We start from the raw sequence: 11,315 nt of genomic DNA on the forward strand, positions 1-11,315 counted from the left end.
GCCGGGACTCTCGGCGCCGCAGGTCCTGAAGGGTCGGTGGCGTAGGTGTTCGGGACAGTGCTCGTGGCCAACCGCGGCGAGATCGCCGTCCGCGTCATCCGCACGCTGCGGTCGATGGGCATCCGCTCGGTCGCCGTCCACAGCGAGGCGGACGCCGGAGCGCTGCACACCCGGCTGGCCGACGTCGCCGTCCCGATCGGTCCGGCGCCCGCGGTGGACAGCTACCTGTCGATCGACCGGGTGCTCGACGCCGCCGCCCGCACCGGTGCGCAGGCGATCCACCCCGGCTACGGCTTCCTCTCGGAGAACGTGGAGTTCGCCCGCGCCTGCGAGCGGGCCGGGATCGTCTTCATCGGTCCGCCGGTCGCCGCGATCGAGGCGATGGGCGACAAGATCCGCGCCAAGCAGACAGTCGCGGCCGCCGGCGTGCCCGTCGTCCCCGGCCGCGCCGAGCCCGGCATGGACGACGGCGCCGTGGCCGCCGCCGCGGTCGAGGCCGGCTTCCCGGTGCTGCTCAAGCCCAGCGCCGGCGGCGGCGGCAAGGGCATGCGCGTCGTCCGCTCCGAGGCGGAGCTGTCGGACGCGATCGCCGCCGCTCGCCGGGAGGCCCGCGGTTCCTTCGCCGACGACACGCTTCTGGTCGAGCGGTACATCGGCTCCGCCCGGCACATCGAGGTGCAGGTGCTCGGCGACGCGCACGGCACCGTCGTCCACCTCGGCGAGCGCGAGTGCAGCCTGCAGCGCCGGCACCAGAAGGTGGTCGAGGAGGCGCCGTCGCCGCTGTTGGACGACGCGCAACGGGCCGCCATGGGCGCCGCCGCCGTGGAGGCCGCCCGGGCCGTGGGCTACACCGGCGCGGGCACGGTCGAGTTCATCGTCGACGCGGACCGGCCGGCCGACTTCTTCTTCCTCGAGATGAACACCCGGCTCCAGGTCGAGCACCCGGTCACCGAGATGGTCACCGGCCTGGACCTGGTGGAGCTGCAGGTGCGCGTGGCCGCCGGGGAACGCCTGCCCCTCACCCAGGACGACGTCGTGCTCACCGGCCACGCCGTCGAGGCGCGGCTCTACGCCGAGGACCCGGCCCGCGGCTTCCTCCCGCAGACCGGCACCGTCCTGGGCCTGCGCGAACCGGCCGGGGCGGGCGTCCGTCTGGACACCTCCCTGGCCGTGGGGTCGGTCGTCGGCCCCGACTACGACCCGATGCTGGCCAAGGTGGTCGCGCACGGCCCCGACCGGGAGACCGCGCGGGCCCGGCTGGTGGGGGCGCTGGGGCACACCGCCGTCCTCGGGGTGCCGACCAACACCGCGTTCCTGCGGGCCCTGCTGGCCGATCCCGACGTCGTCGCCGGGCGGCTGGACACCGGCCTCATCGAGCGCCGCGGCGAGGCGCTGACCGCCGCGGGCCCCGTCCCGCCGGCGGTGTACGCGGCGGCCGCCCTGGCCCTGCAGCTGGAGGCCGAGCCGGCCGGGCCGGTCGTCGACCGCTGGGACGTCCCCGACGGCTGGCGGCTGGGTGAGCCCGCCTGGACCGTCCGCCGGCTGCAGGCCGCCGGCGGGGACCCGGTCACCGTCCGGGTGCGCGGCCGGTCGTCGGCCGCGGAGCTGTGCGTGGGCGACGGCCGGCCGATGGCGGCCGCCGCGCACCGCGACGCCGCCGAGCTGCGCGTCACCCTCGACGGCGTCACCACCCCGTACACCGTCGTCCACGCCGGTGGGGACGTGTGGCTGGCCGCCGACGGGCGGGCGACGGTGCTGCGCGAGCACGAGCGGCTGCACTCCGCCGTCGAGGGCGCGGGTGGGGACGGCGTGGTCGCCGCTCCCATGCCCGGCACGGTGACCGTGGTGCAGGCGGCCGTGGGTGACCGGGTGGAGGCGGGGACCCCGCTGCTGGTCGTGGAGGCGATGAAGATGGAGCACGTGCTGACCGCGCCCCTCGCGGGGACGGTCACCGAGCTCGGCGTGACGGCCGGCCACCAGGTCCGGCTCGACGAGCGGGTGGCCGTGGTGACCCCACCGGCCACCGACGAGGGGGAGTGACCCGAGTGCTGGACTACCGGCTCGACGAGGAGACCGAGGCCCTGCGGAAGGTCGTGCGGGAGTTCGCCCACGAGGTGGTCGCCCCGCAGATCGGGGCGTTCTACGAGGCCGACGAGTTCCCGACCGCGATCGTGCGGCAGATGGGGGAGCTCGGCCTGTTCGGGCTGCCCTTCCCCGAGGAGTACGGCGGGTCGGGCGGCAGCTACTTCACCCTCTGCGTCGCGCTGGAGGAGCTGGCGCGGGTCGACTCGTCGGTCGCGATCACCCTGGAGGCCGGCGTCTCGCTCGGGGCCATGCCGATCTACCGGTTCGGCACCGAGGAGCAGAAGCAGCGCTGGCTGCCCCGGCTGTGCGCGGGAGAGGCGCTGGGCGCGTTCGGGCTGACCGAGCCCGGCGGCGGGTCGGACGCCGGCGCCACCCGCACCACCGCGCGCCTCGAGGACGGGCACTGGGTGGTCAACGGGTCCAAGGCCTTCATCACCAACGCCGGCACCGGGATGACCGACCTGGTCACCGTCACCGCGGTCACCGGCACCCGTCCGGACGGCGGCAAGGAGATCTCGGCGATCCTCGTGCCGGCGGGGACGCCGGGCTCCGCCGTCGGCCAGCGCTACTCGAAGGTGGGCTGGAACGCCTCGGACACCCGCGAGCTGTCGTTCACCGACGTGCGGGTGCCCGAGGAGAACCTGGTGGGGGAGCGCGGCCGCGGCTACGCGCAGTTCCTCTCCATCCTCGACGAGGGGCGGGTCGCGATCTCCGCGCTCGCGGTGGGCCTCGCCCAGGGCTGCGTCGACGAGTCGGTCAGGTACGCCGCGCAGCGGGAGGCCTTCGGGCACCCGATCGGCCGCAACCAGGCGATCCAGTTCATGATCGCCGACATGGAGGTGCGCGCCTCCACCGCCCGGCTGGCCTACTACCGGGCGGCGGAGAAGATGCTGCGCGGCGAGCCGTTCAAGCGGGAGGCGTCCATCGCCAAGCTGTACAGCTCGGAGATGGCGATGGAGAACGCCCGCTACGCCTCCCAGGTCCACGGGGGCTACGGGTTCATGAACGAGTTCCCGGTCGGCCGGTTCTACCGGGACGCGAAGATCCTGGAGATCGGCGAGGGCACCAGCGAGGTGCAGCGGATGCTCATCGCCCGCGACCTCGGTGTCGGCTGACGGGCGTCCTGCTCCGCTCCGCCGTCGATCATGGGGGACGGTCGCCCCGACATGCCGGCGACGGCGTGTCCCGGGGCGACGCCCCCATGATCGAGGCGCGGAGGGTCCGCTGGCGCCGGGACCCGAGGCGACCGGGCTCCGCTACGCCGTGACGTCGACCAGCACCTTGCCGACGGCGCCGTCCTGGACCGCCCGGTGCGCCTGCGCGGTCTCGGCCAGCGGGAACACGTGCAGCGGCAGGCCGGCGTCCGCCCCGACCCGGACGGCGCCGTCGGCGACGGCGGTCGCGACGTCCTCGACGGCGAGCGCCTTGGCGCGCTCCGGCTCGGTGTAGACGAGCACGAACTGCCAGCGGGCGTTGGCCTGCATCTGCTCGCGGATCGGCACGGTCATCTCGTCGCCCTGGGTGCCGGCGTAGCTGGCGACGGCGCCGTGCCGCGCGATCAGCTGGGCGTCGACCGCCGCGTTCTGCGCCACCGCGACCTCGACGATCGCGTCGACGCCCGCCGGCGCGATCTTGCGGACCTCGGTCACGACGTCCTGCTGCCGGTAGTCCACGACGTGGTCGGCACCGGCGGCCGCGGCCAGCTGCGCCTTGTGCGGGCTGCTCACCGTGGCGATCACCGTCGCGTCGGCCCAGCGGGCCAGCTGGATCGCGGCGTTGCCGACCGCTCCCGCGCCGCCCTGCACCAGCACGGTGTGGCCGGTCAGCGCCCCCGGGCCCAGGCGGTCGGGCACCGACTCGGCCACGGTCAGGCAGCGGTGCGCGGTGAGGAACGGGATGCCCAGGGCCGCGCCGAGCTCGAACGAGGGGGCCGCCCCCAGCAGGACGACGTGCCGCGCCGGGACGACGGTGAACTCCGCCGCCGTCCCCCAGGGTCGCTGCCAGGCCGCCTCCCAGATCCAGACCCGCTCGCCGACCAGCACCGGGTCCACGCCCTGGCCGACGGCGTCGACGGTGCCCGACCCGTCCTGGTCGGGCACCTGGCCGCCGGGGCCGGGCTGGGCGGTGGTGCGGGACTTCCAGTCCGTCGGGTTGACCCCGGAGAAGGCGACCCGCACCCGTACCTCACCGGGTGCGGGCTCGGGGATCGGGCGCTCGACCAGCTGCAGGACGTCGGGACCGCCGGGCTGGGTGTAGGTGATGGCTCGCACGGCGTCTTCCTACCCGTGGCAGCCGGGGGAGGCGACCTCGTCAGTCGGCCACCGGCACCGGTTCGGGCACCGCCACGGTCAGCAGCACCACGGCGTCCTCGAGCGCGCGCACGCCGTGCCGCCGCGGCGGGATCGGCGCCAGCTGGCCCGGGCCCAGGTCGACGCCGTCGTCACCGGCGATCAGCCGCACGCGGCCGCGCAGCACCTGCAGGCTGGCGGCCCCCGGCGCCTCGTGCTCGGCCAGCTCGGCCCCGGACAGCAGCGCCAGCAGGGTCTGCCGCAGCCCGGCACCGAAGGGGTGCAGCGACTCGGCGGCCCGGCGGGCCGGTGAGCCGGCGGCGCGGTCCAGGAGCACGGTGGCCAGCTCGTCCAGGTCGGTCGTCACGGGGTCCTCCTCGGGTTCAGCGCCAGGTCACGGTCTCCGGACGGCGGCCCAGGACGCGGGTCACCCGGGTCGCGGCCCGCTCGTCGGCGTTGACCAGCACCGGCCGCGGCATGCCGGCGAACAGCGGCAGGTCCGAGGGACTGTCGCTGTACACCGCCGCCCACGGCGGGGGATGGCCGCGCTCGGTCAGCATCTCCACCTTGGTGCCGCCCATCGCCCGCCGCACCCGCAGCGGCCGCAGCGACCCGGTCGAGCCGACGACGTCGACGTCCCCGAGGCCGATCGCGGTCAGGAAGCCGCGGGCCAGCGTCTGCTCGCAGCCGGTCGCGACGACCACGAGGTCGCCGGCGGCCCGGTGCGCGCGCACGCTGCCGATCGCGTCCGCGACGGCGGCCTCCGGTCGGCGTGCCAGCACGGCGCGGTAGGCGTCGGCCACCGACTCGACGTCGGTGGCCGTCGCGCCCCCGACCGCCAGGCGGGTGAGCAGCCGGGCGGCCAGCGGCCGGGTCCAGGGCAGCATCGCGCCGGGCACCAGCAACGGCGCCGCGGCCAGGAGGAGCAGCGCCCGCCACGGCGCCTGCCGCAACCGGCCGGAGAGGAACAGCGTCGAGGCGTCACCGGCGAGCAGCACCTTGTCCAGGTCGACGACGACCGTCGGGGTCATGCCGGGGGAGTACCGGGCTCCCCCCGCGCGCCAAACCCGGTTCCGGCGGACCCGGACCCGCCCGCGCCGCTCCCCCCGAGCCCCGCCGCCCGCGCGCGCTCCTCCACGGTGGCGACGGCGGTCCGGAGGTCCTCGAGATGGCGTCGCACCGCCGTCGACAGCGACAGGACCTCCCGACGCCAGGTGAGGTTGATGCAGCCGGCGACCCGGCCGTCCAGGCGCACCGGCATCGCGATCGAGTCCCGGCCGTCGTCGACCTCGCTGCGCGGCCGGTCGTGGTCCCCGCCGAAGTCGGGGGCCCGGACGGCGTACCCCCGGCGTCGGGTCGTCTCGACCAGCTGCCGCAGCGCCGCGTCGTCGAACGCCAGGCGGTGCGCCGGTGCGGCGCGCAGCCGCAGCCGCTGGAGCACGGCCTCGAACTCCTGCTCGGGGCAGAACGCGAGGTAGGCCCGCCCGGAGGCCGACCCCAGCATGTTGACCCGGAAGCCGCGGGGCCGCGCCGGCAGGGCGTCGAAGTAGGTGCGCGAGCTGTTGGTCTCCACCGTCTCCATGTGGTCCAGCCGCGGGACGGAGAACACCGAGGGCCACTGCACCCGCGAGCACAGCTCCGCGAGCACCGGCGAGGCGATCTCGGCCAGCCACTCACCGTCGTCGATCTGCACCCGGCGCTGCAGCGTGTGGCTGGGCAGGAAGGCGCCGTCGACCATCCGCTGCCAGACCAGCCCGTGCCCGTGCGCGGTCCAGAGGATGCGGGTCAGGGTCGGCTTCGGGATGCCGGTCGCCAGGTGCAGGTCGTGCAGGCTGGCCGCCCGCATGTCCTGCAGGACCTGCAGCACGCGCAGGCCGCGGGACAGCGACTCCACCGGCTTCACCCGGTACTCGCGCATGCGTCCCCTCCCCGCCGCCTGCGGCTTTTCGCCCTGCGAAACCGCCGCAGAAGAGTGTTGCCGATCACATCGCCGCTCGACCAGTGTCTCGGCCATGGCGACGACGGCACCGCGCCGCGCGGGAGCGCCCGTCGCCGAGGGCGACCTGCTCTGGACGCCGTCCCCCGAGTGGGTCGAGGCCAGCGCCCTCACCGCCTTCACCCGCTGGGCGCAGCGCCGCACCGGCCGGACGTTCGCCGACTACGCCGCCCTCTGGGAGTGGTCGACCACCGAGCTCGACGAGTTCTGGCAGGCGATCTGGGACTGGTTCGACGTCCGCGCGTCGACGCCGCCCACGGCGGTGCTGGCCGACCCCACCATGCCCGGCGCCCGCTGGTTCCCCGGTGCTCGGCTCAACGCCGCCGAGCAGGTGCTGCGCCAGGAGCGCCCGGGCACGCCCGCGCTGCTGTACGCCAGCGAGACCGCGGGGCTCCAGGAGCTGCCGTGGGAGGAGTTCGGCCGCCAGGTCCGGCTGCTGGCCACCTGGCTGCGCGACCGCGGCGTCCGGCCGGGTGACCGGGTGGTGGGCTACCTGCCCAACGTCCCGGAGGCGGTGGTCGCGGTGGTGGCGGCGGCCAGCATCGGCGCGGTGTGGGCCTGCGTCTCGCCGGACTTCGGCGCCCCCGGCGCGCTCGACCGGCTGGCCCAGCTCGAGCCCACGGTGCTCGTCGCCGCCGACGGCTACCGCTACGCCGGGCGGGAGTTCGACCGCCGCGGCGAGGTGGACCAGCTCGTGGCGGGGCTCCCGGGCCTGCGCGAGGTGGTCGTCGTCCCCGTGCTCGGCCTGCCCGGCACGAGGACCTCGTGGGCGGACGTCCTCGCCGGGCCCGACGTCCCCGCCGACGGGTTCGCCTGCGAGCAGCTGCCCTTCGACGCCCCGCTGTGGGTGCTGTTCACCTCCGGCACCACGGGGCTGCCCAAGGCGATCGTGCACGGGCACGGCGGGATCCTGCTCGAGCAGCTCAAGCTGCAGGCGTTCCACCTCGGCCTGCGCCCCGGCGACCGGGCCCTGTTCTTCACCACCACCGGCTGGATGGTGTGGAACTTCCTGGTCGGCATGCTGTTCCAGGGCATCGTGCCGGTGCTCTACGACGGCAGCCCCGCGCACCCCGACGTCGGCATCCTCTGGCGCCTGGCGCAGGACAGTCGCGCCCGCATGTTCGGCACCAGTCCCACCTTCGTCGAGTCGGTGCGCCGCGCCGGCCTGGTCCCGCGGGAGCGCTTCGACCTCTCCGCCCTCGAGGTGGTCATGCCCGCCGGCGCCCCGGTCTCCCCGGCGGTGACCGCCTGGTTCCACGACGCCGTGAAGCCCGACCTGTGGGTGGCCACCGGCAGCGGCGGCACCGACTGCTGCACCGGCTTCGTCGGCGGGGTGCCGACCCTCCCGGTGTACGCGGGGGAGATCCAGGCCCGCTCGCTGGGCGTCGCCGCACAGGCCTGGGACGACGAGGGACGCCCCGTCGTGGGCCCGCTCGGCGAGCTGGTGGTGACCGCGCCGATGCCGTCGATGCCGCTGTTCCTCTGGGGCGACGAGGACGGCGCGCGGTACCGGGCCAGCTGGTTCGACACCTTCCCCGGCGTCTGGCGGCACGGTGACTTCTTCGAGCTCAACGAGCGCGGCGGGTGCTTCGTCCGCGGCCGGTCCGACGCCGTCCTCAACCGGCAGGGCGTCCGGATCGGCACCGCGGAGATCTACCGCGTGGTGGAGGACGACCCGGCGGTGGTCTCCTCGCTCGTGGTGGACCTCCCGGTGGACGGCGGCGGGTCGGTGATGCAGCTGTTCGTCGTCCTGGCCCCCGGTGCCGAGCTGGACGACGCGCTGCAGGCCCGGCTGCGCCGCCGGCTGCGCGAGGAGTACACCCCGCGGCACGTGCCCGACGTGATCTCCGCCGTCGGCACGGTCCCGCTGACCCGCAGCGGCAAGAAGATGGAGATCCCGGTCCGCCGGCTGCTGCTGGGCGCCGATCCCGCCGCCGTCGCCGACCCGAGCGCCATGGCCGACCCCGAGGCGCTCACCGACTACGTCGCCCACGCCCGAACGCACACCGAGAACCGACCCCTCACCGTCGAGGAGACGACCCATGAGCCAGCCCGCTGAGGACCGCTCGTTCCCGCTGCCGTCGCAGATCGCCCCGGTTCCGGGCGCCGAGGGCTGGGAGGCGATGTACCCCTACTTCTCCCGCTTCCAGCCCGAGGACGACCAGCGGTTCTGGTTCTACAACTCGATGCACTTCCCGGAGGTCGTGCCGGCCTTCGACGGCATCACCTCGGAGATCCCCTACACCGCCATCGGGGCGAACACCGCCCGCCTGTTCTCCTTCCCGACGACCATGGGGATCGACTACCGGATCGTCAACGGGCGGGTCTACATCACCGCCAACCCGGTGACCGACCCGGCGCAGGTGGAGGAGCGGCTGGGCCACTTCCAGGAGCGGGCCGGCCACTACTACGCCAACTGGGACTCCCTCTACGCCGGCTGGCAGCAGCGGATCGAGGCGCTGATCGCCGACATCGAGGCGGTCGAGGTCCCCGAGCTGGGTGAGCTCGACGACCTCTCGGTGGTCACCGAGGCCCGCGGGTTCGCCTCCAACCACTTCCTCCGCGAGCGCTTCCACCGCTGCATCGACCTCTACTCGAAGATGTGGCACCACCACACCGAGTTCCTGATGCTCGGCTACGGCGCCTACGTCGTCTTCTTCGAGTTCTGCAAGCAGGCGTTCCCGGAGATGGGCGACCAGATGGTGGCCCGCATGGTCGCCGGCATCGACGTCACCATGTACCGGCCCGACGACGAGCTCAAGAAGCTGGCCCGGCTGGCGGTCGAGAACGACGTCGCCGACCTGTTCGTCGAGGGCAGCGACCCGGTCAAGGTGCTCGCCGCGCTGGGTGAGCGCGGCGAGGGCGGAGCCCGCTGGCTGGCCGCCCTGGAGGAGGCCAAGGACCCCTGGTTCAACGTCTCCGTCGGCGACGGCTTCTACCACCACCACCTGTCCTGGGCCGACGACCTGACCGTCCCGTTCGCCGCGCTGCCGCGCTACGTCGAGCAGGTCCGCGCCGGGGAGGACCTCACCCGGCCCACCGAGCGGCTGGCGCAGGAGCGCGACCGGATCGCGGGGGAGTACCGCGCGCTCCTGGGCAGCGAGGAGGAGCAGGCCGCCTTCGACCAGATGCTCGGCGTCTGCCGGATGGTGTTCCCCTACGTGGAGGCGCACAAGTTCTACTGCGAGCACTGGTTCACCACCCGCTTCTTCCAGAAGATCCGCGCCTTCGGGACGCTGCTCGCCCGGCGCGGGGTGCTCGCCGAGGCCGACGACGTGTTCCACCTGCGGCACGTCGAGGTGGAGGACGCCCTCGCCGACGTGATGCTCGCCTGGGCCTCGGGCAGCACCGAGCTCGGCGCCCGGCACTGGCAGCCGATCGTCGCCGAGCGCAAGCGCATCGTCGAGGCGCTGTCGGGCTGGTCACCGCCCCCGGCTCTGGGCGCCGTCCCCGAGGCGCTCAACGACCCCGCGGTGAAGATGCTGTGGGGCATCACCCAGGAGACGGTCGAGACCTGGCTGGGCAGCGAGGAGGACGACCAGTCGACGGTGCGCGGGTACGCCGCCTCACCGGGGGTCGTGGAGGGCGTGGCCCGGGTGCTGCTGAACGTCAACGACATCGGCCAGATCCGCGAGGGCGAGGTGCTCGTCTGCCCGGTGACCGCACCGAGCTGGGGGCCGGTGTTCGGCAAGATCGCCGCGGCGGTGTCCGACATCGGCGGCACCATGTCCCACGCGGCGATCGTGGCCCGCGAGTACGGGATGCCGGCCGTCGTCGGCACCGGCAGCGCCACCGCCCGGATCCGCACCGGTGACCGCGTCCGGGTCGACGGCGACCGCGGTGTCGTCACGGTCCTGGGGTGACCGCGGTGACCACCGCCGCGCCCGTCGTCGCGTTCGCCGACGTCGGCCTCGCCGACGTGCCGACCGTCGGGGGCAAGGGCGCCAGCCTCGGCGAGCTGCGGCGGGCCGGCATCCAGGTGCCCGACGGGTTCGTCGTGACGACGGCGGCCTTCCGCTCCGCCGTCGAGGCGCTGGACCCGGGCACCGGCCTGAGCGGTCTCGACCCCGCCGACGCCGACGCGGTCGGCACCGCCTGCGCCGAGCTGCGGTCCCGGGTGGCGGCGGCGCCGCTGCCGGCCGGGCTGGCCGACGCGGTCACCGCGGCCTACGGCCGGCTCTGCGACGACGCCGGCAACGCGCGGCTGCCGGTCGCGGTGCGCTCCAGCGCGACCAGCGAGGACAGCGCCGAGGCGAGCTTCGCCGGGCTGCAGGACACCTACCTGTGGATCCGCGGCGCCGACGAGGTGCTCGCCTCGGTGCGCCGCTGCTGGGCCAGCCTGTACAGCGTCGAGTCGGTCACCTACCGGCTGCGGCGCGGCATCCCGGAGACCGACCTGGCGATGGCCGTCGTCGTCCAGCGGATGGTCGACGCCCGCAGCTCCGGGGTCATGTTCACCCGCAGCCCGCTCACCGGGGACCGGTCGGTGATCGCCATCGACGCCAGCTGGGGGCTGGGCTCCGCGGTGGTCAGCGGCGACGTCACCCCGGACTCCTTCGTGGTGAGCAAGGTGACCGGCGAGATCACCAAGCGGACGGTGGCGACCAAGTCCCGCTGGCACCAGCCCGACCCCGGCGGCTCGGGGGTGGTCGAGACCGACGTCCCCGGCCAGCTGCGCGACGTCCCGTCGATCAGCGACGAGGAGATCGCGGCGCTGGTCGCGGTCGCCCGGCGGATCGAGGCGCACTACGGGGTGCCGCAGGACATCGAGTGGGCGGTGTCGCGGTCGGCGCCTGCGGGCGAGAACGTCTACCTGTTGCAGAGCCGGCCGGAGACGGTGTGGGCGGAGAAGGACCGCGCCAAGGTGGCCACACCCACCGCCCGGCCGTTCGACCACGTCATCAACCTGCTGGGCGGCAACCGCCCGACGTCGGAGGGCTGACCGC

9 protein-coding genes are annotated in these 11,315 nt (G+C 74.6%); 5 read left to right on the forward strand and 4 right to left on the reverse strand.

Annotated elements, in window-relative coordinates; translation table 11 throughout:
• The first annotated feature begins 45 nt into the window (after window positions 1–45).
• Together GCU56_RS15560 and GCU56_RS15565 are read left to right on the forward strand one after the other, a co-directional pair.
• Entirely contained in the window at window positions 46–2,040 is a 1,995-nt protein-coding gene (locus tag GCU56_RS15560) for an ATP-binding protein (protein WP_163482657.1), read from the forward strand.
• Complete coding sequence (locus tag GCU56_RS15565) at window positions 2,037–3,200, forward strand: acyl-CoA dehydrogenase family protein (protein ID WP_345771867.1); 1,164 nt, start codon at window positions 2,037–2,039, stop codon at window positions 3,198–3,200. Before GCU56_RS15560 ends, GCU56_RS15565 begins: the two co-directional genes overlap by 4 nt.
• A 141-nt stretch (window positions 3,201–3,341) precedes the next feature.
• Here GCU56_RS15565 and GCU56_RS15570 read toward each other — a convergent pair whose 3' ends face one another.
• Genes GCU56_RS15570 through GCU56_RS15585 form a run of 4 tightly spaced genes read right to left on the reverse strand, consistent with a single transcriptional unit; the run spans window position 3,342 to window position 6,291 of the window.
• Complete coding sequence (locus GCU56_RS15570) at window positions 3,342–4,355, reverse strand: zinc-binding dehydrogenase (protein ID WP_163482658.1); 1,014 nt, start codon at window positions 4,353–4,355, stop codon at window positions 3,342–3,344.
• Window positions 4,356–4,395: 40 nt separating this feature from the next.
• Window positions 4,396–4,740 (reverse strand): cupin domain-containing protein, encoded by a 345-nt coding sequence (locus GCU56_RS15575; protein WP_163482659.1) that lies wholly within the window; start codon window positions 4,738–4,740, stop codon window positions 4,396–4,398.
• Window positions 4,741–4,756: 16 nt separating this feature from the next.
• Window positions 4,757–5,404 (reverse strand): HAD family hydrolase, encoded by a 648-nt coding sequence (locus GCU56_RS15580; RefSeq protein ID WP_163482660.1) that lies wholly within the window; start codon window positions 5,402–5,404, stop codon window positions 4,757–4,759.
• The gene (locus tag GCU56_RS15585; RefSeq protein WP_163482661.1) at window positions 5,401–6,291 is read right to left on the reverse strand and encodes an IclR family transcriptional regulator domain-containing protein; all 891 of its coding nucleotides are present in this window, start codon (window positions 6,289–6,291) and stop codon (window positions 5,401–5,403) included. The genes GCU56_RS15580 and GCU56_RS15585 overlap by 4 nt, the downstream gene beginning before the upstream one ends.
• Window positions 6,292–6,385: 94 nt before the next feature.
• Between GCU56_RS15585 and GCU56_RS15590 the strand changes: the two genes are divergently transcribed.
• Genes GCU56_RS15590 through GCU56_RS15600 form a run of 3 tightly spaced genes read left to right on the forward strand, consistent with a single transcriptional unit; the run spans window position 6,386 to window position 11,311 of the window.
• Entirely contained in the window at window positions 6,386–8,428 is a 2,043-nt protein-coding gene (locus GCU56_RS15590; RefSeq protein WP_163482662.1) for an acetoacetate--CoA ligase, read from the forward strand.
• The gene (locus GCU56_RS15595) at window positions 8,412–10,232 is read left to right on the forward strand and encodes a PEP-utilizing enzyme (protein WP_163482663.1); all 1,821 of its coding nucleotides are present in this window, start codon (window positions 8,412–8,414) and stop codon (window positions 10,230–10,232) included. Before GCU56_RS15590 ends, GCU56_RS15595 begins: the two co-directional genes overlap by 17 nt.
• Complete coding sequence (locus GCU56_RS15600; protein ID WP_345771868.1) at window positions 10,229–11,311, forward strand: PEP/pyruvate-binding domain-containing protein; 1,083 nt, start codon at window positions 10,229–10,231, stop codon at window positions 11,309–11,311. The genes GCU56_RS15595 and GCU56_RS15600 overlap by 4 nt, the downstream gene beginning before the upstream one ends.
• Window positions 11,312–11,315: the final 4 nt, after the last annotated feature.

The sequence above is a fragment of the Geodermatophilus sabuli genome, assembly GCF_010686765.1.
In the GTDB taxonomy this organism is placed as follows: domain Bacteria; phylum Actinomycetota; class Actinomycetes; order Mycobacteriales; family Geodermatophilaceae; genus Geodermatophilus; species Geodermatophilus sabuli_A.